This is a genomic window from Halomonas zincidurans B6 (genome assembly GCF_000731955.1).
GTDB classification, from domain to species: Bacteria; Pseudomonadota; Gammaproteobacteria; order Pseudomonadales; family Halomonadaceae; genus Modicisalibacter; species Modicisalibacter zincidurans.
This window is the reverse complement of record NZ_JNCK01000001.1, coordinates 3,432,832-3,455,634: the sequence shown is the minus strand read 5'-3', so window position 1 is coordinate 3,455,634 and position 22,803 is coordinate 3,432,832. Positions and strand designations below refer to the sequence as shown.

The following is a 22,803-nucleotide window of genomic DNA, read 5'->3' as shown; positions in this document are numbered from 1 at the left end:
GCAGGATCCCGTCGTGATCGAGAAACTTCGCAACATAGCCATCATCGCTCACGTCGACCACGGCAAAACCACCCTGGTCGACAAGCTTCTGAGCCAGTCCGGCACCCTGGATCGTAAAGCCGAGGGCCAGGAGCGGATCATGGACTCCAACGACCAGGAAAAGGAACGCGGCATCACCATCCTGGCCAAGAACACGGCGATCCGCTGGCAGGCCCCCGACGAGCAGGTCTATCACATCAACATCGTCGACACCCCCGGGCACGCCGACTTCGGCGGCGAGGTCGAGCGCGTGATGTCGATGGTCGACTCCGTGCTGCTGCTGGTCGACGCCGTCGACGGCCCCATGCCGCAGACCCGCTTCGTCACCCAGAAGGCCTTCGACCAGGGCTTGAAGCCGATCGTCGTAGTCAACAAGATCGACCGCCCCGGCGCGCGCCCCGACTGGGTCATCGACCAGATCTTCGACCTGTTCGACAATCTCGGCGCCTCCGACGAGCAGCTCGACTTCCCGATCATCTACTGCTCGGCGCTCAACGGCATCGCCGGTCCCGAGCCGGACCAGCTGGCCGACGACATGGCGCCGATGTTCCAGTCCATCGTCGACATCGTCGAGCCGCCCAAGGTCGAACTCGATGGCCCCTTCCAGATGCAGATCTCGGCGCTCGACTACTCCAGCTACGTCGGCGTCATCGGGCTGGGCCGCATCAAGCGCGGCAGCGTCAAGCCCAACCAGCAGGTCAGCGTGATCACCAAGGAAGGCGCGACCCGCAAGGGCAAGATCGGCCAGGTGATGACCCACATGGGCCTCGAGCGGGTGCAGACCGAGCAGGCCGAAGCCGGCGACATCATCTGCATCACCGGCATCGAGGACCTGGCGATCTCCGACACGCTGTGCGACCCGGCTGCCGTCGAGGCGCTGCCGGCGCTGACCGTGGACGAACCCACCGTGTCGATGACCTTCCAGGTCAACGACTCGCCGTTCGCCGGCAAGGACGGCAAGTTCGTCACCAGCCGCAACATCAAGGATCGCCTCGAGCAGGAGCTGATCCACAACGTCGCGCTGCGCGTCGAGCAGGGCGAATCGCCCGAGAAGTTCAAGGTCTCCGGGCGCGGCGAGCTGCACCTTTCGGTACTCATCGAGAGCATGCGCCGCGAAGGCTTCGAGCTGGCCGTGGGTCGCCCCGAGGTGATCATCAAGGAGATCGACGGCGTCAGGCAGGAGCCGTACGAAGAGGTGATCATCGACTGCGAGGAGCAGCACCAGGGCGCGGTGATGGAGGAACTCGGCTATCGCAAGGGCGAGCTGACCAACATGAACCCCGACGGCAAGGGCCGCGTGCGCCTGGACTTCATCATCCCCGCGCGCGGGCTGATCGGTTTCCGCGGCCAGTTCCTGACCCTGACCTCCGGCACCGGCATCCTCACCAGCCGCTTCGATCATTACGGCCCGCTCAAGCCGGACGCCTCCATCGAGCGTCGCAACGGCGTGCTGGTGTCGATGGTCCCCGGCAAGGCGCTGGCCTATGCGCTCTACACCCTGCAGGAGCGCGGCAAGCTGATCATCGACCATGGCACCGAGGTCTACGAAGGTATGCTGGTGGGCATCAACAACCGCGCCAGCGACATGGTGGTCAACCCGACCAAGGGCAAGAAGCTCGACAACATGCGCGCCTCGGGCAACGACGAGAACATCGTGCTGACCCCGCCGATCCGCTTCAGCCTCGAACAGGCGATCGAATTCCTCGACGACGACGAGCTGGTCGAGATCACCCCCAACCATATTCGCCTGCGCAAGAAGCATCTCACCGAGAACGAGCGCAAGCGCGCCAGCAAGAAGTAAGCGCTCGAGCGCCCCCAGGCCCGTCCTGATCTCGCGGTGGCGACAGCCGAATACCGCCGTTAGCCGCCGAACATGAAGGCTGACTGGAGGCTGCCGAGCACCCGGTCCTGCAACACGTGCTGGCCGGCATCAACGCCGGCGGCACCCGCCACCACATGCAGGGGCAGCAAGTGCTCCTCGCGCGGATGCGCAGCACGACCACCGGGGGCCGCCGCCCAATCGCTCAACCGCTGCTCGCGCGCCGGCGCCGGCAAGGCCACCGTCTCGGCCAGCCATTCATCGAAGCGCACCGAATCCGGATCCAGCGTCGAGTCGTCGAAGCGAAAGCGGCGCATGTTGTGATAGCTCATGCCGCTACCGACGATGAGCACGCCCTCACGGCGCAGCGGGGCGAGTGCCCGCCCCATGGCCAGATGCTCCGCAGGATCCAGTCCCTGCCTGAGCGAGAGCTGCACGATGGGCACGTCCGCCGCCGGATAGATCACTTTCATGGGAATGAACACCCCATGGTCCAGCCCCCGGGCAGACTCTGCCTCGCTGGTAAAGCCGGCACCGCCGAGCAGTGCCTGCACCCGCTCGGCGAGCGCAGGCGATCCGGGCACCGGATACGTCAACTCATAGGTGTGCGGCGGAAAGCCGCTGTAGTCGTACAAGAGCGGCGGCGCGCGCTGCGCATTCACCGTAAAGACCGGCGCCTCCCAGTGCCCCGATACCACTAGCACCGCCTTGGGCCGAGTGCCGATCCGTTCGGGCACGGCGCGCAGCCAATCTGCCATGCGCGACCAGGCATCGGCAGGCTCCCAGGTCATGAAAAAACAGGGGCCGGCCCCGTGCGGAACGAACAGCGTGGGTAGAGCTTGCGTCGTCATGGATAGCATCCTCCGAAACGTTCTTAAGGTCGCTTAGAAGCGCAGGCCAAGGCGCCGGTCTAGCGAGTATTCACCGCCCCCGCGCAGTACGATCGCCACTGCGAGGAGGAGCCACATGAGTGGATATTCGATACCGCCATCGGTCCAGAAGAAGCCGTTGGGGACATGGACGCTCAGCGCAACCGCCAAGAAGACGGCGACCACCGCAGCCACTGGTCGTGTCAGTAGGCCCAGCACCAGCGCAAACCCGCCGAAAAACTCGATCAGCCCGGCGATCAGCGCGAACAGAATGCCGGGCTGCATGCCCAGCGTGTCCCCGAAGTAGGCGCCGGTGCCGGAGAGGCCGTAGCCGCCGAACCAGCCAAAGAGCTTCTGCGCGCCGTGAGGCATGAGCAGCAGCCCCGTCGTCACCCGTATCAGTGGATAAGCCAGCATGCTGAGCTTGTCCAGTGTGCCTGTGGCGGGCGTAGAGCGGTTCAGCATCGTAGTCGTCATCGTGTAGCTCCTCGATCAGTAAGGTTCGGTCACGTCGTGTTGGAACAGGGATGCAGAATGCGGTAGTTTCCCGCTCTGTGTAAGACAACAAGATTGGAACTCATGGTTGACGAATCGGAAACTATCGGGGGCGCCCTTGAAGATCTACGCGCCTTCTGCGCGGTCGCGGAATTTGGCACCGTGTCGGCCGCGGCCCGTCACCTCCGAGAGACCAAGGGCAGTATCAGTCGGCGGCTCTCGCGCCTGGAGCGGCGTCTGGGGGTCACACTATTGGCGCGCACCCCGCGGGCGGTCTCGCCAACCGAGGAAGGCATGGCTTTCCATGCCAAGGCCAGAGAAGCCTTGACGTGGCTGGACGATGCGGTGGAAGGCGCACGGCAATCGCAGGAAATGCCGCGCGGGCACCTGCGGGTGACTGCTCCCGTGGATCTCGGGATGGATGTCTTGCCCGAGCTTGTGGTGCGGTTTCGCGCCCGACATCGGCAGATCACGGTCGAACTCTTGGTGACCGACGCGCCACTCGATCTCGCCGTCAATCGAGTGGATATCGCGCTACGCGCCAGTGTGGGCGATTTGCCGGACATGGGGTACAGGGCCTCGGCGGTGGCGCAGTTCCGCATCGGTCTGTATGCCGCGCCGGCTTACCTCGCGGCTCACGGAAGCACTCCCGATGCGCCATCGGCGCTCGCCGCGCACGACTGGGTGGTCTCGCGAGAATTCGCGGGGGCCGCGCAACTCCGGCTGACCGACCGGCGGGGACGCTCCAACGAAGTCATCGCCCGCCCGGTCATTCGGACCAGCGACTATGCCAGCGTGCTGCGCCTGACACTGGCCGGGGGCGGGATTGGCCCCATTCCAGATCTGGTCGCCGCGAAGGCAGTGGCTTCAGGGGCTCTATCGCGGGTACTTCCAGAGTGGAGTGTCTCGGAGGGAAAACTCTATGCGATCAGTCTCAGCGGACGCGCGGCGCCGGCGCGCGTGCGGGTGTTTCGGGATTTCGTGCGGACGGAGCTGGGAGCCCTGTAGAAAGGTCTGGAAGCCCCTCTTGCACCGCCGCCCGCCGAGGTGTCGGATCGACCGTTCGGTATACGGTGGTGCATGGACAGCGTGTAAACCCCTGCAGGTTGTTCGAGTCGACAACTGACGCCATGAGCGGGACGGGGTAGGCTTTTTCGTCTTCGCCGGGGCGCGCTATCCTGACAGAGACACTCATCGACAGGAGAACGCCATGCACAAGCACGTCGACTGGGACAATCCCGGCTCCGGCAGCGTTGCCTCGCATTACGCCAAGGACCCCAACGAGTATGGCGAGCCCCATCCCGGCAGCATCGTCACCGCCCGCTACAAGGGCGCCAGCGTGCGCATTCGCGTCGAGGCCTATCGCGACGCGACCAGCATCGGCGACGTGGTCGCGCTGATCGATGCCGCCAGCGGCGAGCGGATGAACGCGCTGGACGAGCTGTCGCTGGGCGATACCGTGCGGCTGCCCGACGACAAGCGCGCCTTCCAGACCGCCGCCGTGGACGACGACTGAGGAGCCCGGGCTGGCAAGCGGCTCGACGGCGTGTCTACGCTGACAGGGCCATTCACGACCGACGCCAAGGAGAGACGCGATGGCCGAATTGGGAACCTGCGCCTGCACGGGCTGCGAAAACGAGGTCACCAGCGACAATGCCGCGCTCAGCGAGGGCCAGGCGTTCTGTTGCACCGGCTGCGCCGCCGGTCATCCGGAAGGGCTACCCTGCGTCCACCCGGACTGCCCTTGTACCGAACTCAATCGCCCGCCGTCCGGCGAGCTGACTCGGGAAGGCTTTTAAGCCATCACGGCGACTTCATCACGGAGGATAAACAGATGCAGAAACAAGCCCGTATCGAACCGGTCTTCGACAGCAGCGACCTGAAAGAAACGATCACTGCCTGGGTGGTCATCGACGAAAGCCAGCCCGACAACGAGAACGTCGTCTCCGAACATGCCACTCAGGACGAGGCGCTGCGCGCCGCCGAGCGCTTCGAACAGGCCGAGCACTGAGCCGCACTACCCCCTTCCACCCGCTGCCTGCGAGACAGGGCGCGCCCGGGCAACACCGGCGTGTAGCCGGCGTTGCCAACCGACGCCCTGATTTGTCTATCATGAGCGGGGCTCACCTGGCGCCGGCTTGAGGCTCTCCAAGCAGGTACGCCGATGAACCCGACCATTGACAAAGACGAGTTCGCGCAGCCCCATGTCCACCTCGATGTATCTTTCTTCTTCGCAACTGCCGTTGCCGCGCCGCGACTGGGCGCTGTTTCTCGACTTCGACGGTACCCTGGTATCGCTTGCCGCCCATCCCGACGATGTCCGCGTATCGCCGCGTCTGAAGACGCTGCTCGGCAATCTCGAAAAGACCTTCGACGGCGCCGTGGCGGTGATCAGCGGGCGCTCGCTGGACCAGCTCGAAGACTTGCTCGCGCCGATTTCCCTGCCGATGGCGGGCATCCACGGGCTGGAATGGCGCGACGCCGACGGCACGCGCCACACGGCGGTCGACCAGCCCGCCCAGTTGGCCTCCTGCCGCGATGCCCTGGCGGCCTTCGTCGAGGCCCGTCCCGGCCTGTACTACGAGGACAAGAGCGTCTCGCTGACCCTGCACTACCGCGGCGCCCCGGAACTCGCCGAGGCGTGCCGCGCATTCTTCGAAGCCCAGCATCGGGCGCTGGGCGAAACCTTCGAGCTGGTGCCCGGCAAATGCGTGCTTGAATTGCGCCCCAGCGGCTACCACAAAGGCACTTCCGTTGCCCGGCTACTCGACGAAGCACCGGCCTTCCGGGGTCGCACGCCGGTGTTCATTGGCGACGACGTCACCGACGAGGACGCCTTTCGCATCGTCAACGCGCGTGGCGGGCATTCCGTGCGCGTCGGCAGCCGGGATGAGACTGTCGCAACCTGCTACCTTGAATCAGTACAGGAGGTACTGACATGGCTGGAAAGCCTGACAACGCAAGACCCTTGACCCCGTCCCAGGATACGGAACAAAACACCCTCGAACTCGGCCTGATCGGCAACTGCCAGATCGGCGCACTGATCGATTCCCGGGCCCGCATCGTCTGGTGCTGCCTGCCACGCTTCGACGCCGACCCGTTTTTCTCGCGGCTGATGGACACCCAGGATCGCGGCTACTTTTCGATCGAGCTGCAGGACCTGGCCGATACCCGGCAATACTATCAGCGCAATACCGCGATCCTGTGCACCGAACTCACCGACAAGTACGGCGGGCGCATCCGCATCAACGACTTCTGCCCGCGCTTTCGCCAGTTCGGCCGGGCCTTTCGTCCAGTGGCGCTGGTACGCCGCGTCGAGCACCTCGAAGGCACCCCGGTGATCCGCGTCAAGCTGCGCCCGACCAGCGAATACGGCGCCCATACGCCGCATACCACGCACGGCAGCCATCATATTCGCTATATCGGCCGCAACCGGGTCACCCGCCTGACCACCGACGCCTCGATCACCTACGTCCTGCAGGAATCGCCGATCGTGCTCGACGGCGAGCTCAACTTCCTGCTCGGCCCCGACGAAAGCGTCACCGAATCGGTGACCACCATGTGCCAGCGGTTCCATAGCGAGACCGCCACCTACTGGCAGGAATGGGTCCGCGGACTGGCGATTCCCTTCGACTGGCAGAATGCGGTGATCCGCGCGGCGACCACCCTCAAGCTGAGCACCTTCGAGGATACCGGCGCAGTGATCGCCGCGATGACCACCTCGGTGCCCGAGGCCGCCGACAGCCAGCGCAACTGGGACTACCGCTACTGCTGGCTGCGCGACGCCTACTTCGTGGTCCACGCGCTCAACCGGCTGGGCGCCACCGCCACCATGGAGAATTACCTCAACTACATCATCAACCTGGTGGTCGGCGCCGCCGAGCACGAACTGCAACCGCTCTACGGCATCGGCGGTGAAGCGCGGCTCGAGGAGTACGACGTCCCCGGGCTCGCCGGCTACCGCGGCATGGGTCCGGTACGCACCGGCAACGCCGCTTACGGCCAGGTCCAGCACGACGTCTACGGCGCCGTGGTGCTGGCGGCCAACCAGGCGTTCTTCGACGAGCGCCTGGCACGCCCCGGCGACGAGGCGCTGTTCCGCCGCCTCACGCTGCTCGGCGAACAGGCCGCACGGCTGTTCGACAAGCCCGACGCCGGCATCTGGGAATATCGCGGCCGCGCCCGCGTGCACACCTACTCGTCGATCATGTGCTGGGCGGCCTGCGACCGGCTGGCGCGCATCGCCGGCCAGCTCGAACTGCGCGAGGACTCGACCCGCTGGCGCCAGCAGGCCGACCGCATGCACGAGGTCATCTGCCACGAGGCCTGGAGCGAGTCGCGCCAGGCCTTCACCGAGAGCTTCGGTGGCGACACCATGGACGCCAGCCTGCTGCTGATGCACGAACTCGACTTCCTCCGCGCCGACGACCCGCGCTTCGCCTCCACGGTCCGCGCCATCGAGGCCGAACTGCGCCGCGGTGATCACCTGTTCCGCTATGCCGCCGCCGACGACTTCGGCCGCCCCGAGAACGCCTTCAACATCTGCACCTTCTGGTACATCGACGCGCTCTGGGCGATCGGCCGCCAGGACGAAGCGCGGCGCCTGTTCGAGAACATGCTCGCCTGCCGCAACCCTCAAGGGCTGCTCTCCGAGGACCTGGACACCGCCAATCACGAACTGTGGGGCAACTTCCCGCAGACCTACAGCATGGTCGGGTTGATCAACTCGGCATTACACCTCAGTCGTAGCTGGGAGGAGGCCGTATGACCCGTCTCGTCGTCATTTCCAACCGCGTATCCATCCCCGAATCCGGCAAGCCCCAGGCCGGTGGTCTGGCCGTGGCGATCACCGGCGCCCTCAACGAATACGGCGGGCTGTGGTTCGGCTGGGGCGGCAAGGTCAGCCAGTCGTCGACCAGCCGGCCCACCACCGTGCAGCACGACAACATCACCTATGCCACCCTGCCGCTGTCCAAGGAGGACTACGACGACTATTACCTCGGCTTCTCCAACGAAGTCGTCTGGCCGGTGTTCCACTTCAATCTCGGCGCCATGGACTTCCGGCTGAATTACGCCAAGGCCTACCAGCGCGTCAACGAGCGTTTCGCCAGCTCGCTGAGCACGTTGCTCGAGGGCGGCGAGCTGATCTGGGTCCACGACTATCATCTGCTGCCGCTGGGCAAGGCGTTGCGCGGGCAAGGCGTCAGCGACCCGATCGGCTTCTTCCTGCACATCCCGTTTCCCAGCTACGACCTGCTGCGCGCGCTGCCCGGCTATCGCGAGCTGCTCGACGACCTGCTGCATTACAACCTGCTCGGCTTCCAGACCGACAACGACCTGCACGCCTTCCGTCAGGCGGTGATCGAGACCTTCGACGCCGTGGTCTTCGGCGACACCATCGAATGCAACGGCAAGCAGGTGCGCACCGGCGTCTATCCGGTGGGCATCGACGTCGACGAGCTGGCCGGCGAGGCCGAACGTTCCTGCGCCAACGAGCAGGCCCGCCAGCTCAAGCAGGATCTCGGCGAGCGCGATCTGATCATCGGCGCCGACCGGCTCGACTACTCCAAGGGCCTGGTGCAGCGCTTCAATGCCTTCGAGGCGCTGCTCACCCACTTCAAGCATCGCCGCCAGCGGACGATGTTCATGCAGATCGCCAGCCCTTCGCGCAGCGCGATTCCCGAGTACGACGAGTTGCGCCGCCAGCTCGAGGAAATGGCCGGGCACATCAACGGCACCTACGCCGATCTCGACTGGGTACCGGTGCATTACCTCAACAAGACCTATCCCCGCGAAGCGCTGATCGGCCTGTTCCGCTCCGCCCGGGTCGGCCTGGTGACCCCGCTGCGCGACGGCATGAACCTGGTCTGCAAGGAATTCGTCGCCGCCCAGGACCCCGACGACCCCGGCGTGCTGGTACTCAGCGAGCTGGCCGGCGCCGCCCACGAATTGAGTGGCGCGCTGCTGGTCAACCCCTACGATGTGCACGCCATCGCCAGCGCCATCGAACAGGCGCTGAACATGCCGCTGGACGAGCGCCGCGAGCGCTACCAGCAGATGATCGGCATGCTCCGGCGCAACAGCCTGTTTGAATGGCGCCGGCGCTTCATGGAGCACCTGAGCCAGCAGCAGGCCGACGCCCAATCGAGCGCGTAATAACCGGGCCTCGCACGGCCGGCGCGTACAAAACGGCCTCGGCAGTCGTCCGAAGAACTACCCGCTATACTCAACTCAGCGAGCGGGACTCCTCGTTTCCGAGCCAACCGCCGCCATGGCACTCGAGATCGCGCTCTGCCTGCTGTAGTCGCCGGGCGGCTGTCAGCGCAGCACGCCCTCGTCCTTGAGCAGTGCGAATATCGCCTCGGCGCCCTGCTTCGGCGATACATCGCTGAGCAACTGGCCGCTGCCGCTGTCCGCCTTGGCCGCTGCCGCCTTGAAACGGTCACGGGCCGAGGTCGCCTTGACGATCTTGAGCCGCTTGGGTCGTTTACGCGCCGGCTGCACGTGCCACTGGGCTTGCAGCTCATCGGGCACGTCGGCGCAGGCGCGAGTGGCGAGCTCACCGCGGCGTGCCGGACCGAAGGCACTCTGGCGCGCGGCGGGCGCGCTGGCATCCACCGTCGCGATGGCCGGCAGCCGCACGCTCAGGCGACGACGCTTGCCACGTGGCAGTGCTTGCAGCACCGTCGCCATGCCCTGGTCGACGCTTTCCACCGCGGCAAGCCCACTGATCACCGGCCACCCCAGCGCCTCGGCCAGAAGATACGGCACCAGCCCCGAGCTCTCTCCGGTCTCGGCTCGCGTGCCCGTCAGCACCAGCTGCAGGGGCGTGTCTCGCAGCGCCTCGGCCAATGCCGGGACGACATCGGCATTCGGGGCCTGCTTGATCAGGTCGAGCCCGCCAAGCCCCATGCCGAGATAGCCGCGCAGGGCCTCCTGGTGGTCGGCGTCATTGCCGCCGGCATGGATCAGGCGAACGGCGGCGTCACTCAATGACAGCGCCATTTCCACTGCGCGGGCATCCTGGTCGGCACGCCGCGTACGCGCCGTCAGCGGGTGACGGCCGACCGACACCAGCACGGCGACATCGAGCATGGCGTGATTCGACGACGTGGGATTACGCGGCATCGCGATTCTCCTGCTGTTGCTCCCGCTGCTGTTCACGATAGCGCTCGACGCGGGCTACCAGCGCGGCGAGAATCTCGCCGGCATCGCCGATCACGGAGAGATCGGCGCGCTTGACCATGTCGCAGCCTGGGTTGAGGTTGATGGCAACGACCTTGTCGCAGCTCTGGATGCCCTGCAGATGCTGAATGGCGCCCGAGATGCCCACCGCCACGTAGACTCGCGCGGAAACCCAGGTGCCGGTCGCGCCGACCTGCCGGTCCCTCGCCATGAACCCGTCATCGACCGCAACCCGCGACGCCCCCTCGGTCGCGCCGAGCACCCGCGCGGCGTGATGGTAGCCATCCCAGTCCTTGACGCCATTACCGGCGGACAGGATGAATTCCGCCTCGGCCAACGCCACGCTGGCCGGATCGACGGCGACCTCGCCCAGATCCTCGAGGCGTGCCAGTACCTCGGGCAGTGCCTGAGCGAGCGCGACCGGCTGAGCGGCATGGCGCGTCTCGCTGACCGGTTCGGCGCACTCGGCCAGCGCCAGCACCACGCGAGGCAGCGCGCGCAGGATATCGCTGTTGCCCGCGGCACCACGCGCCGTGCAGCGCCATCCAGTTTCGCCGGCGGTATCCGCCTCGACCTGCCAGACCTGCGCCGCCGGGCGCTCACCCAGCCGCACGGCCAGCCGCCGGCCCAGATCGCCCCCGCCGAGCGGTGAATCGGGCAGCAGCCAGTAGCGGGGCGCCAGTTCGCGCTCGACTGCCTGCAGCGCAGCAATGCGCGCTTCGGGCAGATACCCGGCGCGGCTGTCTATCGGCAACCGCAACAGGCGGTCGACACCGGCCTCGCCAAAGACGGAGGTTTCATGCGCGCCGTTGCCCTCGCCTTGCGCTTTAAGCTCGCCGCTGCCCTCGCCTTGCTGACGTTCTCCGAAGACGATGGCCAGCACCGCCCCGGGCGCGTCCGGGTCAGCATCGGCCAGTTGCCTCGCCAGCCCCAGCAGGTCACGATCGTGCGCGGAGAGACGGCCGCCGGGCATGTCGGGCACCACGGCGACCAGGAAGGCGGGGGATTCGATGTCGACGCGGCGACGCGCGTCCCCGGGCTGAGCCTGGCGGCGTGCGGATTGGCTGGCGGCCTGCTGCGCGCCGCTGCGATCGATGCGCTTGAGACCATTGGGACCGATGAACCCCACGGCATGCGGATCGCGCCGCGTCAGCCCGTTGGGACCCATCCATTCGCTGGGCGAGACGTCGCCGTTCATCTCCGCAAGCACCGCGAGATGCTCGGGATGCAGGCGGTTGCGGGCGATCCACTCCTTGCGCGGATCGCGACGGACAAGCTCGCTCATGGCGCCACCTCCTCGGCATTGCGGCGGGTCTTGTCGGAGGATTCGCCTGGCGCGGCGTTCTCGACCAACGCATCGGCCACCAGCTCGGCGATATCCTTGATCTCGGCTTTCGTTGGAGCGCCTGGCGACGTGCTGTCAGGCGCCACTACCCCTTCGAGCATCGCCGTGCATTGCGGGCACCCCACGGCGACCAATTCGGCGCCGGTCTCGCGCACGTCGTTCATGCGCATGTCGGGAATCCGCTGCTTGCCGGGAATGTCGGTGATCGGCGCCCCGCCGCCGCCGCCGCAGCAGCGCGAGCGATAGCCGGAGCGGGCCATTTCCTTGACCTCGATACCGAGTGCCTTGAGTACCTCGCGGGGCGCCTCGTACTCGCCGTTGTAGCGCCCCAGATAGCAGGGGTCGTGATAGGTGACGGTACCGCCCCTCCAGGCCTTCAGGGACAGCTTGCCGTTCTCGAGCAGGTGGTTGAGATAGGTGCTGTGATGGAAGACCACGTAGTTCCCTCCCAACTCACCGTACTCATTCTTGAGCACATGAAAACTGTGCGGATCGCAGGTGACGATCTGTGCGAAACGATACTGCGCCAGGGTGGCGATGTTGCGCCTGGCCAGCGCCTGGAACGTCGCCTCGTCGCCCAGCCGACGCGCCACGTCGCCGCTGTCGCGCTCATCAACGCCAAGCACGGCGAAATCGACCCGGGCGGCACGCAATACCGATACCAGCGCGCGCAGCGTTCGCTGGTTGCGCATGTCGAAGACGCCGTCGCCCAGCCACAACAGCACCTCGGCTTCGCGCTTGTCGGCCATCAGCGGCAGGTCGAGATCCGCCGCCCAATGCAGCCGCGAGCCGGGATCGAAGCCGCCGGGGTTGTCGGTGGCGATCAGGTTGTCGAGCACCTCGGCGCCCTTGTTGGGGGTATTGCCGTGCTCGAGGGTCAAAAAGCGCCGCATGTCGACGATGGCATCGACATGCTCGATCATCATCGGACACTCCTCGACGCAGGCGCGGCAGGTGGTGCACGACCACAGCGTCTCGGCATCGACCAGCGCCGTTCCTTCACGCGCCACGATCGGCCCGTGGGGCGTGCCGGCATGCTCACCCACCGGCTTGCTCCCGCCGTCGGGTGAAGGGTACGGCGAACCTGCGTAATGGGCGTCGCTGCCACCGGCCATGCCGACGACCATGTCCTGAATCAGTTTCTTGGGGTTGAGCGGCTGCCCGGCGGCGAACGCCGGGCATGCCGCCTCGCAACGTCCGCACTGCACGCAGGCGTCGAAACCCAGCAGTTGGTTCCAGGTGAAGTCGGCCGGCGTCTCGACGCCCAGCTTCGCCGCGGGGTCTTCCAGGCGCAGCGCCTTGAGCCCGGTGGAGCGTCCTGCGCCGCCGCGTTTGTCCGAAAAGCGCTCGGGGCGGCGATGAAAGGCCAGGTGAAGCGCGCCGGCGAAGGCGTGCTTCATCGGCCCGCCCCAGGCCATGCCGAAAACCAGCTCGGCCAGCCCCCAGGCCACCACGCCGGCAAGCACCAGCGCCAGCACCCAACTGCCGAGGTCTTCCGGCAGCATGCCGGCCGTGGGCAAGGTGACCAGGAATACGCCCAGCGAGAAGGCGATCAGGCTCTTGGGCAGACGCATCCAAGGTCCCTTCGACAGCCGCGGCGGCGGATTGCGGCGCCGCCTGGCGACGAACAGGCTGCCGACGAACATGCAGACCGTGGCACCGAGCAATGCCCAGGCCAGGATCGCGCTTTCCAGGCCAAAGCCGTGCACGACGATGGCCAGCACGGCGGCCAGCACGAAGCCGCCGGCGGTGGCGACGTGGGTGTTGGACATCGCCTTGTCGCGCGCGACGACATGGTGCAGATCGACCAGGTAACGCCTCGGCATTGCCGCCAGGCCCCGCATGAGCGGCACCGGCGAAGGCCGCCCCTGACGCCACAGGCGAACGCGGCGTACGGCGCCGATCGCCGCCAGCGCCAGGGCGGCAAAGATCAGTATCGGCAGGAGAGTATCGAGCATATTAGCCACCTCGGTTTCCGGGCTGCGAGCTTCGAGCCACGGGCTTCGAGACGCTTGATGGCTCGTCGCTCGCTACTCGAAGCTCGGCTCTGGCGCGCAGCGTCTTCAGAAGTCTTTGCATAACCGCAGGGCGTCATAGATCGCCGCATGGGTATTGCGCGGTGCGGTGCAGTCGCCCAGGCGGAACAACAGAAACCCTTCGCCGCTCTCGGACAGGCACGGCTGCGGCTGAATCGCGTAGAGCGCCTCGAGATCGGTCTGCCCCTTGTTGCGCGACTCGGCCTTGAGCGCGTAGTACAGCGACTCGTCGGGGCGCACGCCGTTCTCGACGACGACCTGGTCGACGACGCGCTCCTCCTGGGCCCCGGTGTACTCGTTCTCGAGCACCGCCACCAGCGAGCCGCCCTCGCGATACACCCTGTGCAGCGCCAGGTCGGAGGTCATGATCACCTCCTTCTCGTAGAGGCTGCGGTAATAGGTCGGGAAGGTGGTGCCGCCGACCGCCGCGCCGGGCTTGATGTCATCGGTGACGATCTCGACCTTGGCCCCCTTGTCGGCCAGGTAGTCGGCCGCCGACACGCCGGCGAACTCGCAGATGGTGTCGTAGATGAGTACGTTGTTGCCCGGCTCCACGGCACCGCTGAGAATGTCCCAGGTGCTGACCACCAGGCTCTCCTCGCGCGACGCCGCGTAGCCCCATTCCGGCACCTGCGACAGAAACGGCTGCCCGCCGGTGGCGAGGATCACGATCTCCGGGCGCAGGTCCTTGAGCGTCGCCTCGTCGGCGCGAGTGCCCAGGCGCAGGTCGACGCCGAGGCGCGTCAGTTCGAGCTGGTACCAGCGGGTAATCCCGGCGATCTGGTCGCGCTGCGGGGCCTTCGAGGCCAGGGTGATCTGCCCGCCGAGCTGCTCGGCCGCTTCGAACAGCGTGACGTCGTGGCCGCGCTCGGCGCTGACGCGGGCCGCCTCCATCCCGCCGGGGCCGCCGCCGACCACCACCACCTTGCGCCTGGAGCCTTCGCTCTTGTCGATGATGTGCGGCACGCCCAGGTACTCGCGCGAGGTCGCGGCATTCTGGATGCACAGCACGTCGAGCCCCTGGTACTGGCGGTCGATGCAGTAGTTGGCGCCCACGCACTGCTTGATCTGATCGACCTGGCCCAGCTTGATCTTGGCGATGAAGTGCGGGTCGGCGATATGCGCGCGGGTCATGCCCACCAGGTCGACGTAACCGCCCTCGAGGATGCGGCTTGCCTGGTTGGGGTCCTTGATGTTCTGGGCATGAATCACCGGCACGCTGACCACGTCCTTGATCCCCGCCGCCAGGTGCAGGAACGGCTCGGGCGGATAGGTCATGTTGGGAATCACGTTGGCCAGCGTATTGTGGGTGTCGCAGCCCGAGCCGACCACGCCGAAGAAATCGACCATCCCGGTGGCGTCGTAGTAGGCGGCGACCTGCTTCATGTCGTCGTGGGTCAGGCCGTCCGGGTGGAATTCGTCGCCGCAAATGCGCATGCCGACCACGAAATCGTCGCCGACCTCGGCGCGCACCGCCTTGAGCACCTCCATGCCGAAGCGCATGCGCCCCTCGAAGCTGCCGCCCCATTCGTCGGTCCGCTTGTTGACCCGCGGGCTCCAGAACTGGTCGATCAGATGCTGGTGCACGGCGGACAGCTCGACACCGTCCAGACCGCCCTCCTTGGCGCGGCGTGCGGCCTGGGCGAAGTCTTTGATGATGCGCCAGATCTCCTCTTCCTCGATGGTCTTGCAGGTTGAGCGGTGGACCGGCTCGCGGATGCCCGACGGCGACAGCAAGGTCGACCAGTTGAAGCCATCCCAGCGCGAGCGGCGGCCCATGTGGGTGATCTGGATCATGATCTTGCCGCCGTGCTTGTGTACCGCATCGGCAAGATTCTGAAAATGCGGAATGATGCGATCGGTGGACAGGTTGACCGAACTCCACCAGGCCTGCGGGCTGTCGATGGAGACGATCGACGAGCCGCCGCAGATGCACAGGCCACAGCCGCCCTTGGCCTTCTCTTCGTAATACTTGACGTAGCGCTCGGTGGTCATCCCGCCGTCGGTGGCATAGACCTCGGCATGGGCGGTGCTGACCACGCGGTTGCGGATGGTCGTCTTGCCGATCTGGATCGGCTGAAATAGGGCTTCGAATGCCATGGCGCTCCCTCCTTTATCAGCCCGGCTGGCCGGTCAGCGGTCGAACGTCGAAAATGCCCGCGTCGCAGCCCGGCTCGGCGGCGCTTTGCACCTGCTCGGCGACGGTGCGCAACTCGCTGTCCCGGGCGCTGAGGATCTGATCCATGGCACCGGCGAACCAGCCGGTGAACATGTACTCGACCTTTCTGCCGACCTTGCCGAGCTGATAGACGAAGGCGCTGTGTTCCAGGCGCACCCGCGCCGTACCCGCCTCCAGGTCGATCCGTTCGGTGATGAACCGGCCCCAGCCACGCTGCGACAGCCGCGTCATGTAGTGCTCGAAGACCTCGACGCCGCTCAGGCCGTGCAGCTCGGCCTCCTTCTCGCACCAGTGCCAGGCGCTCTTGTAGCCGGCGTGATAGAGGATCTCGGCGTACTTTTCGGCACCCAGCGCCTCCTCCACGGCGAGATGATTGTTGATGAAGAAATGACGCGGTACGTAGAGCATCGGCAGTGCATCGGTGGTCCACACGCCGGTTTCCGAATCCACGTCGATGGGCAGTTCGGGGGCCAGTTTGGTCACGGTAGTCACTCGCTAAATTGTTGTTGGCTTCGGGCTTCGGGCTTCGGGCTTCGGGCTTCGGGCTTCGGGCTTCGGGCTTCGGTAGCAGTCTTGCTCGTAGCCCGTAGCCCGTAGCTCGCAGCTCGCTGTCAGGCGCCCCAGACATCCTTCAGGACACGCACCCAGTTTTCCCCCATGATCTTGCGCACCTGACTCTCGGAAAGCCCGCGCCTGAGCAGCGCCTCGGTCAGGTTGGGGAATTCACCGATGGTGCGGATGCCTTTCGGGTTGACGATCGTGCCGAAGTTGGTCAGGCGCCGGGCGTAGCCCTTGTCGTGGGTCAGCCACTCGAAGAACCCCTGGTCATGCCCTTGAGTGAAGTCGGTGCCGATGCCGATGGCATCTTCGCCGACGATGTTCATCACGTACTCGATCGCCTCGCAGTAGTCGTCGATGGTGGCGTCGACCCCGGCGCGCAGGAAGGGCGTGAACATGGTCACGCCGACGAAGCCGCCATGCTCGGCAATGAACTTGAGTTCTGCGTCGGACTTGTTGCGCGGATGCTCCTTGAGCCCCGAGGGCAGGCAATGCGAGTAGCAGACCGGCTTTTGCGATTCGAGGATGACCTCCTCGGAGGTCCTGGCGCCGACATGCGACAGGTCGCACATGATGCCGACGCGGTTCATCTCGGCGACGATCTCGCGACCGAAGCCGGACAGCCCGCCGTCGCGTTCGTAGCAGCCGGTGCCGACCAGGTTCTGGGTGTTGTAGCACAGCTGCACGATGCCCACGCCGAGCTGCTTGAAGACCTCGACGTAGCCGATCTGGTCCTCGAAGGCATGGGCGTTCTGGAAGCCGTAGATGATGCCGGTCTTGCCTTCTTCCTTGGCGCGGGTGATGTCGGCGGCGGTGCGTACCGGGCGCACCAGTTCGCTGCACTCGGCCATCAGCGCATTGGACGCGACGATGTTGTCGACCGTGGCCTGGAAGCCCTCCCACACCGACACGGTACAGTTGGCCGCGGTCAGGCCGCCCCGACGCATGTCCTCGAGCAGGTCGCGGTTCCATTTGGCGATGATCAGGCCATCGATGACGATCGCATCATCGTGCAGTTCGGCGGGGGTCATGGCGACGCTCCAGGCGGTGTCTTATGCGGAGAGCATAGCCCTGCCTCGCTACCGGTCGGCGCTTGGAAGCGACGGTGAAAATTTCAAAAACGTCATTGTTGCGTGAACACGACGATCCTGTAGCCATTGCAGGGGCGAGCTGACGAAAAATGCGAGCTGCCCTGGTGCGGGCAGCTCGCATGATAGCGTGCAAGCGGGCGATACAGACCTGGCGCCATCCGTTGGTCAGCGGCACGCTGGCAAACGTCGGCTCCCCCTTCGCATGGGCCAGCGCTCACCGGACACGGCACAGCCAGCCCCCGGGCGCTGAAAGCGTCAGCGCCCCTGAGCGCCCCGGCGCAACCAGTCATGCACGAAGGCGAGCTTGCGGCGTGAGACATCCGACAGCACGAATGGATAGAGATCCGATAGCCCCATCGAGCGATTGACGTTGTTGATTCCCACGGCGAGCGACGCAGCGACATAGATCAGGCGTTCGGCATCGGGTTCCGCATACGGGTCCCAGCTGGGGCTCGGCAACTGGGGCGACGCCAGACCCGCCGCAACGAAGCTGTCGGCGATATCGGTCAGGTGCAGCAGGTGCGCCGTGGTCTCTGCCCAGTCCTCGTGGGGGTGGGCAGAAGCGTAGGTGGTCAAAAAGCGTTGCTCCCAGTCGGGCGGCGGGCCGTCATCGTAGTGATGCTGGAGTGCGGCCGGGTAATCCGCACGCTCGTCGCCGAACATGGCCCGAAAAGCGTCGAGAAAATCGCCGCGCAAGCTGAGCCGCCACCAGAGCATATGCGCTATTTCATGGCGCATATGGCCAATCATGGTTCGGTAGGGCTCTTTCAGCGCCTGTCGACGGGTCGTCCGCAGCACCGGGTCCGCCTCGGCCACGCTGATGGTCACCACGCCCTCGACATGCCCCATGGGCACCGGAGTCGGTCCTTCGGCGAGCATGTGAAAAAGGGGACGCACGCCCGGATCCTCGGGCCGGAACCAGTGCCAGCGACCCAGATTATCGAGTACCCGGCGCTTGGCGGCCTCGGTCTGCGCCCAGTTGGGAATGGCATCGGGTATTTCAGGGTCCGGGGCAAGTGCGGTCATTGCACACGACTGGCAGAATGCGCCCTGCTCGGGAGCGATCCAGTTACAGCCGATCACCTCGCGATTGGCACAGAACGGTGGCGTGGGCAGGAAGGCCCGCGCCTGCGGGTCGTAAGCTACGGGCGTGCCATCGGCGGTGGCGAGGTTGTCGAACCACAGTGAGCCCGAGCCGACGGGGTTGGAAAAAACGCGCATATCAAAAATTCCGTAGCAGGGGCAGCAAGGTCGAAGGACAGATGTTAAGCATAGCTGCCTCCCGCTTTAAAGCGAATTGCAATTTTCCACGACGCTGTCGGCAAGTAACCGTGAAACATAACAAAATCCTGAATCCGTGAGACTGACCCCCCCTGCAGCGCTTCTAACCTACTGACCTGCATGGCAATATAGCGAATATCGTCATTCACCCAGACAGTGCCATGCCCAACGTCACGTTTCGCGCCAGTCGCCGTACCCTCACCAGCCACGCCGGGCTATCCATCATCGGGCAGTGCCTTGAGATCGCCGGCGTCGACAGCATCGACGGTCGCTTCCCCACCACGCTGGGCATGCGCACCAGCGACGTGGTCAAGAGCTATCTGGGCCTGCTGTGTCTGGGCATGAGCGACTATGACGCCATCGAGAATTTCCGCCGCGACAAACCGTTCCAGCACCTGCTGGCCCTGCAGAAGGTGCCGAGCTCCGCCACGCTGCGCCAACGGCTGGAGAAGCTCGCCGCCAATGATCTGCAGGCACGTACCGCGACTTGGTCCACCACCTTGCTGTCGCTGGTGGAAGCACCGATCACCGCCGAGAAGACGCATGTCTGTCTGGACATCGACACCTTCGTCATGGACAACAGCAACTCGCACAAGGAGGGCGTCTCGCGGACCTACCAGAAGGTCGATGGCTACACGCCGATCGCCGCCTATCTGGGCAATGAAGGCTGGTGCCTGGGCCTGGAGCTGCGTCCCGGCAAACAGCACACCATGAAGGAGAGCAACGCCTTCCTGGAGCGGGTGCTGCCACGCGCCCAGGGCCTGACCGAGCAACCGATCCTGGTCCGCGAGGACAGCGGCTTCGACAGCCAGGCGCATCTGGCCCTTCTCGAACGGCAGCGGCAGGCCTTTGCCGACGAGGGCCGGCGGCTCGACTACCTCGTCAAATGGAACCCGCGGGACTCGGCCAAGGCCGATCTCGCCACCTGGTGCGCCGTCGCCGAAGACTGCTGGCAAGAAGAGCTGCGCCCCGGCAAGCGCCAGGCGTTGTGGACACAGACCGTCTCGATCCGCGATGGCCAGACCGAGGTCGAGGTCAGGCGTGTGATGCGCCTGGTGGAGCGCACCGCCGATCGCGATGGCCAGCTGCTGCTCGAACCGGACTATGAGCTGGAAGGCTGGTGGACCAGCCTGGACGAGGCGCCGGAGGCGGTGATCCAGCGCTATCAGGCGCATGCCACCCATGAGCAGTTTCACAGCGAGATCAAGACCGATCTCGACCTGGAGCGTCTGCCCTCGGGCAAGTTCGCCACCAACGACCTGATCCTGCATCTCGCCCAGCTGGCCTATAACATCCTGCGTCTGATGGGGCAACTGGGCATGACTGGCGAGCTGAGCCCGGTGCGCCATCCCGCCAAGCGGCGCCGGATACGCACCGTATTGCAGGAACTGGTCCATCGTGCCGCCGTGGTAGTCCACAAGGCCCGTCAGATCATCCTCGATTTCGGGCAGGACATTGGCCGCATGACGGTGTTGAACACCCTGCGGAGCCGGCTGCGTTACCCGCGAGGATCGCCCTGCTGATCGCCTGTCGGGGAATGTCACTTGGAAGAGGGCTGATGGTCACCAGCAGCCAGCATCGCCATGCCCGGCGGGTAGAAATGCATGACAAAACGGATCATCGTCGCCGGCCGACGCGGCAATGGTTGGCCATCGCAGACATGCGTTCGGCGATTGAGACGGGATCGGAGGTCAAAAAATGCTCGCTGGCGGTGATAGGGAAAGTGCCGACGCCGGCTTCACGGATTCAGGAAAATATAAATGCCAGCGCTTTGATGGCTATTTTTAACACCCATTTTCAATGTTTATTGTCATTGATAAAGCTGGCAGATGTTAGTCATTTAAAAGGTTCATCGCATTTTGCCGGGAAATGCGGCACAGATCATCGCGAACAAGCTCCCTCCCACAGCCCCCTGCCGGTTAGCTTGTCCTTGATAGGGGTCGGGAAGGCTTCGCCTCCCCGCCCTCCGAACCGTGCGTGCGGTTCTCCCGCACACGGCTCTCCAGTCGATGGTTTCAACATCGTGATTGGCTCGCTTGCTGCCAGGCTTCGGCTAGGGTGAAAAGCCCGGCAGCGGCGAAGAACCTATTGGGCCAACGTCGCGTGTCTGTTCCGGTGTTGCCACGCCCAGGGCGTTTCTCCTGCTTGCGCAGGATGGCGCGAAGCCGTCGGCGGATGAAGCCATCCAACGGCCGGAACGTTGTCCGATAGGCGTGTCGGAAGTAGCCGAACCAGCCTCTTAGCAGAGGATTGAGTGAGGCGATGATCTGCCGCAGACTCTTGCCTTCCGTCCGCCGCGTCTTGCTTCTCACCTTGTCCTTGAAGGCTCTGAGACTCTTCCTACGTACCCAGCGCTTTCCCGCCTCGAAGCGGTAGCCCAGGAAGTCGAAGCCCTCGCCGCGTTGTCGACAGTCACCGATATGGGGCTTGTCGGGGTGCAGGGTCAGGCCATTCGTCATCACCCAGTCCTGCACGTGGGCCAGGGCCTGCCGGGCCTCCTGCTCGCTGTAACAGAGGATGACAAAGTCGTCGGCATACCGCACCATGCGATAGCCGCGCTGGGTCATCTCCTGGTCCAGCGGGTGCAGGTAGAGATTCGCCAGCAAGGGGCTGATGATCGCTCCTTGCGGCGCTCCCGCGGTGGGGCTCCAGCAGTTCATCTCGCTAACGATGTCCTGCGTCAGCCAGGCACGCAGCAGTGACAACAACCGACCATCGCTGAGCCGTTCCTCAACACGGCTCATGAGGCGGTCATGCGGGATGCTGTCGAAGTAACCCTGCAGGTCGGCGTCGACCCCCCAGGTCATGCCGGCCTTGAGGCCATCATCGACGGCCCGCAAGGCGTCCTTGCAGCCTCTTCCTGGTCGGAAGCCATAGCTCATCGGCAGGAACTCGTGCTCGAGAATCGGTTCGATGACACGCTTGAGCGCCGCCTGAACGATGCGGTCCTTGACGGTAGGGATAGCCAACGGGCGTGTCTTGCCGTCGCCCTTGGGGATCTCGATCCGCCGCACCGCCTGTGGGCGGTACCGCCCCGCCGCCAGGTCGGCCTGGAGCTCCTCAAGGTGGCGTCCGGACTGCGCGGCGAAGCGTGACACGCTTTGCCGATCGACCCCCGCTGCACCCTGGTTGCGGTAGACCTGTAGCCAGGCACTCGCTAGGGTCGACGAGCGGTGTACCTTGTCGATCAGGCTGAACCATTTACGTCCTTTGACGCCGTTATCCAGCGCCGCCAACATGCGGTCCGTCCAGATTGAGCGGTCAACCCCCGCCATAGCGGCGGGGGATGACGCACCTTGCTTAGTCCCACGGGGGGACACTATCGATGCTGTGCTGTTGCGTTCGCTCATCTCTGGTCGTCTCTCGCATCCATCTTCCTGCCTCCCTTCCCTCGGCACAGGTTCTGTTCTCTGCGCCTCCTGTACGGCGTCTTGGCGGTAGGCAGAGTTAGCACTCCCGCATCTCTAGATCCCTGCTTTCGCCGGGATGAGCCGTGGCCAAGGCGTGATCCGCACGCCGGTACTATGAAGGCTCTGACCCCTGGCCGCCGTCACCTCGGTGACTAGGACTCCCCGCTTATCTCGTGCACCCTTCCTGACGTTCCGCCTCCAACCACCTGGCAGGTCCCGCCGTCGCTTTAGCCGCCACCCCAGCGCGACGGGTGCGTTTCAGGCTTCGCTGTCTCCCAGCAAGCTCGCCACCTGACCCGGCCGAATCGAGTTCGTCATCCTACGGACCGCCAGTTCGCCTCCGGTTGCTCTCCACCCCGCCTCGCGGCGACGCAGTTACCTTCGACTACGGGGCCATGGCTTACCCCGACTCGGACTTCCACCGAGTTGTGTGCACGCCTTCACGGGCGCACTGGGAGCGAATGTATTCGCGATGGCGGCGGGCACTGTACCTTCC

At 65.3% G+C, this 22,803-nt stretch carries 20 protein-coding genes; 10 read left to right on the top strand and 10 right to left on the bottom strand.

All coding sequences use genetic code 11. The features are described 5' to 3' along the window. The first annotated feature begins 13 nt into the window (after positions 1-13). The gene (gene typA, locus HALZIN_RS0116165) at positions 14-1,840 is read left to right on the top strand and encodes a translational GTPase TypA (protein WP_031385213.1); all 1,827 of its coding nucleotides are present in this window, start codon (positions 14-16) and stop codon (positions 1,838-1,840) included. 59 nt (positions 1,841-1,899) lie between these two features. Here typA and HALZIN_RS0116160 read toward each other — a convergent pair whose 3' ends face one another. Both HALZIN_RS0116160 and HALZIN_RS0116155 read right to left on the bottom strand, forming a co-directional pair. Further along, positions 1,900-2,709, bottom strand: a complete 810-nt coding sequence (locus HALZIN_RS0116160; protein WP_031385212.1) for a DODA-type extradiol aromatic ring-opening family dioxygenase — start codon at positions 2,707-2,709, stop codon at positions 1,900-1,902. Positions 2,710-2,742: 33 nt separating this feature from the next. Next, entirely contained in the window at positions 2,743-3,204 is a 462-nt protein-coding gene (locus HALZIN_RS0116155; RefSeq protein WP_031385211.1) for a DoxX family protein, read from the bottom strand. A 102-nt stretch (positions 3,205-3,306) separates the two neighbouring features. On the opposite strand from HALZIN_RS0116155, the gene HALZIN_RS0116150 reads away from it, so the two are divergent. The 7 genes from HALZIN_RS0116150 (at position 3,307) to HALZIN_RS0116120 (ending at position 9,378) form a co-directional block, all read left to right on the top strand. Further along, complete coding sequence (locus tag HALZIN_RS0116150) at positions 3,307-4,230, top strand: LysR family transcriptional regulator (RefSeq protein ID WP_031385210.1); 924 nt, start codon at positions 3,307-3,309, stop codon at positions 4,228-4,230. A gap of 202 nt (positions 4,231-4,432) precedes the next feature. Beyond that, the gene (locus HALZIN_RS0116145) at positions 4,433-4,738 is read left to right on the top strand and encodes a hypothetical protein (RefSeq protein WP_031385209.1); all 306 of its coding nucleotides are present in this window, start codon (positions 4,433-4,435) and stop codon (positions 4,736-4,738) included. A 79-nt stretch (positions 4,739-4,817) separates the two neighbouring features. Continuing rightward, positions 4,818-5,021, top strand: a complete 204-nt coding sequence (locus HALZIN_RS17000) for a hypothetical protein (protein WP_035575414.1) — start codon at positions 4,818-4,820, stop codon at positions 5,019-5,021. 35 nt (positions 5,022-5,056) lie between these two features. Then, on the top strand, positions 5,057-5,233 hold the full coding sequence (locus tag HALZIN_RS18240) for a hypothetical protein (protein ID WP_201448212.1): 177 nt from the start codon (positions 5,057-5,059) through the stop codon (positions 5,231-5,233). Between the two features lie 193 nt (positions 5,234-5,426). Continuing rightward, the gene (gene otsB / locus HALZIN_RS0116130) at positions 5,427-6,194 is read left to right on the top strand and encodes a trehalose-phosphatase (protein ID WP_051907573.1); all 768 of its coding nucleotides are present in this window, start codon (positions 5,427-5,429) and stop codon (positions 6,192-6,194) included. After that, positions 6,161-7,990 carry a glycoside hydrolase family 15 protein gene (locus HALZIN_RS0116125; protein WP_051907572.1) on the top strand — a complete coding sequence of 610 codons (1,830 nt, stop codon included), beginning with the start codon at positions 6,161-6,163 and terminating at the stop codon, positions 7,988-7,990. Before otsB ends, HALZIN_RS0116125 begins: the two co-directional genes overlap by 34 nt. Continuing rightward, complete coding sequence (locus HALZIN_RS0116120; RefSeq protein WP_031385206.1) at positions 7,987-9,378, top strand: alpha,alpha-trehalose-phosphate synthase (UDP-forming); 1,392 nt, start codon at positions 7,987-7,989, stop codon at positions 9,376-9,378. Before HALZIN_RS0116125 ends, HALZIN_RS0116120 begins: the two co-directional genes overlap by 4 nt. Before the next feature lie 162 nt (positions 9,379-9,540). Here the strand turns inward: HALZIN_RS0116120 and etfB are convergent, their stop codons facing one another. From etfB to HALZIN_RS0116085, 7 genes are all read right to left on the bottom strand, one after another. Next, positions 9,541-10,350, bottom strand: coding sequence for an electron transfer flavoprotein subunit beta (etfB, locus tag HALZIN_RS0116115; RefSeq protein ID WP_031385205.1), 810 nt, complete (start codon positions 10,348-10,350; stop codon positions 9,541-9,543). Next, positions 10,340-11,692 carry an electron transfer flavoprotein subunit alpha/FixB family protein gene (locus tag HALZIN_RS0116110; RefSeq protein ID WP_031385204.1) on the bottom strand — a complete coding sequence of 451 codons (1,353 nt, stop codon included), beginning with the start codon at positions 11,690-11,692 and terminating at the stop codon, positions 10,340-10,342. Before HALZIN_RS0116110 ends, etfB begins: the two co-directional genes overlap by 11 nt. Beyond that, entirely contained in the window at positions 11,689-13,710 is a 2,022-nt protein-coding gene (locus tag HALZIN_RS0116105; protein ID WP_031385203.1) for a (Fe-S)-binding protein, read from the bottom strand. The genes HALZIN_RS0116110 and HALZIN_RS0116105 overlap by 4 nt, the downstream gene beginning before the upstream one ends. A gap of 105 nt (positions 13,711-13,815) precedes the next feature. Further along, positions 13,816-15,888 carry a dimethylglycine demethylation protein DgcA gene (gene dgcA / locus HALZIN_RS0116100; protein ID WP_031385202.1) on the bottom strand — a complete coding sequence of 691 codons (2,073 nt, stop codon included), beginning with the start codon at positions 15,886-15,888 and terminating at the stop codon, positions 13,816-13,818. 16 nt (positions 15,889-15,904) lie between these two features. Then, positions 15,905-16,450 carry a 4-vinyl reductase gene (locus HALZIN_RS0116095; protein WP_031385201.1) on the bottom strand — a complete coding sequence of 182 codons (546 nt, stop codon included), beginning with the start codon at positions 16,448-16,450 and terminating at the stop codon, positions 15,905-15,907. Between the two features lie 128 nt (positions 16,451-16,578). Beyond that, positions 16,579-17,556: a dipeptidase gene (locus HALZIN_RS0116090; protein ID WP_031385200.1), complete on the bottom strand. Its 978-nt coding sequence runs from the start codon at positions 17,554-17,556 to the stop codon at positions 16,579-16,581. Between the two features lie 315 nt (positions 17,557-17,871). Further along, positions 17,872-18,837 (bottom strand): zinc-binding metallopeptidase family protein, encoded by a 966-nt coding sequence (locus tag HALZIN_RS0116085; protein ID WP_031385199.1) that lies wholly within the window; start codon positions 18,835-18,837, stop codon positions 17,872-17,874. 221 nt (positions 18,838-19,058) lie between these two features. On the opposite strand from HALZIN_RS0116085, the gene HALZIN_RS0116080 reads away from it, so the two are divergent. Further along, positions 19,059-20,420: an IS1380 family transposase gene (locus HALZIN_RS0116080; protein ID WP_031384847.1), complete on the top strand. Its 1,362-nt coding sequence runs from the start codon at positions 19,059-19,061 to the stop codon at positions 20,418-20,420. A 35-nt stretch (positions 20,421-20,455) separates the two neighbouring features. Further along, a complete protein-coding gene (locus HALZIN_RS18010; protein WP_150113133.1) occupies positions 20,456-20,959 on the top strand; it encodes a hypothetical protein in 504 nt (167 codons plus the stop codon). Here the strand turns inward: HALZIN_RS18010 and ltrA are convergent. After that, a complete protein-coding gene (ltrA, locus tag HALZIN_RS0116075; protein ID WP_084173644.1) occupies positions 20,913-22,136 on the bottom strand; it encodes a group II intron reverse transcriptase/maturase in 1,224 nt (407 codons plus the stop codon). The two genes, HALZIN_RS18010 and ltrA, sit on opposite strands and share 47 nt — an antisense overlap. Between the last annotated feature and the right edge of the window lie 667 nt (positions 22,137-22,803).

Excerpts from the sequence above, each read along its gene's own strand:
- HALZIN_RS0116160 (WP_031385212.1), bottom strand. The coding sequence starts at position 2,709 with ATGACGACGCAAGCTCTACCCACGCTGTTCGTTCCGCACGGGGCCGGC.
- HALZIN_RS0116155 (WP_031385211.1), bottom strand. The coding sequence starts at position 3,204 with ATGACGACTACGATGCTGAACCGCTCTACGCCCGCCACAGGCACACTG.
- HALZIN_RS0116150 (WP_031385210.1), top strand. The coding sequence starts at position 3,307 with ATGGTTGACGAATCGGAAACTATCGGGGGCGCCCTTGAAGATCTACGC.
- HALZIN_RS0116145 (WP_031385209.1), top strand. The coding sequence starts at position 4,433 with ATGCACAAGCACGTCGACTGGGACAATCCCGGCTCCGGCAGCGTTGCC.
- HALZIN_RS17000 (WP_035575414.1), top strand. The coding sequence starts at position 4,818 with ATGGCCGAATTGGGAACCTGCGCCTGCACGGGCTGCGAAAACGAGGTC.
- HALZIN_RS18240 (WP_201448212.1), top strand. The coding sequence starts at position 5,057 with ATGCAGAAACAAGCCCGTATCGAACCGGTCTTCGACAGCAGCGACCTG.
- otsB (WP_051907573.1), top strand. The coding sequence starts at position 5,427 with ATGTCCACCTCGATGTATCTTTCTTCTTCGCAACTGCCGTTGCCGCGC.
- HALZIN_RS0116125 (WP_051907572.1), top strand. The coding sequence starts at position 6,161 with ATGGCTGGAAAGCCTGACAACGCAAGACCCTTGACCCCGTCCCAGGAT.
- HALZIN_RS0116120 (WP_031385206.1), top strand. The coding sequence starts at position 7,987 with ATGACCCGTCTCGTCGTCATTTCCAACCGCGTATCCATCCCCGAATCC.
- etfB (WP_031385205.1), bottom strand. The coding sequence starts at position 10,350 with ATGCCGCGTAATCCCACGTCGTCGAATCACGCCATGCTCGATGTCGCC.
- HALZIN_RS0116110 (WP_031385204.1), bottom strand. The coding sequence starts at position 11,692 with ATGAGCGAGCTTGTCCGTCGCGATCCGCGCAAGGAGTGGATCGCCCGC.
- HALZIN_RS0116105 (WP_031385203.1), bottom strand. The coding sequence starts at position 13,710 with ATGCTCGATACTCTCCTGCCGATACTGATCTTTGCCGCCCTGGCGCTG.
- dgcA (WP_031385202.1), bottom strand. The coding sequence starts at position 15,888 with ATGGCATTCGAAGCCCTATTTCAGCCGATCCAGATCGGCAAGACGACC.
- HALZIN_RS0116090 (WP_031385200.1), bottom strand. The coding sequence starts at position 17,556 with ATGACCCCCGCCGAACTGCACGATGATGCGATCGTCATCGATGGCCTG.
- HALZIN_RS0116085 (WP_031385199.1), bottom strand. The coding sequence starts at position 18,837 with ATGCGCGTTTTTTCCAACCCCGTCGGCTCGGGCTCACTGTGGTTCGAC.
- HALZIN_RS0116080 (WP_031384847.1), top strand. The coding sequence starts at position 19,059 with ATGCCCAACGTCACGTTTCGCGCCAGTCGCCGTACCCTCACCAGCCAC.
- HALZIN_RS18010 (WP_150113133.1), top strand. The coding sequence starts at position 20,456 with ATGGTCACCAGCAGCCAGCATCGCCATGCCCGGCGGGTAGAAATGCAT.
- ltrA (WP_084173644.1), bottom strand. The coding sequence starts at position 22,136 with ATGTTGGCGGCGCTGGATAACGGCGTCAAAGGACGTAAATGGTTCAGC.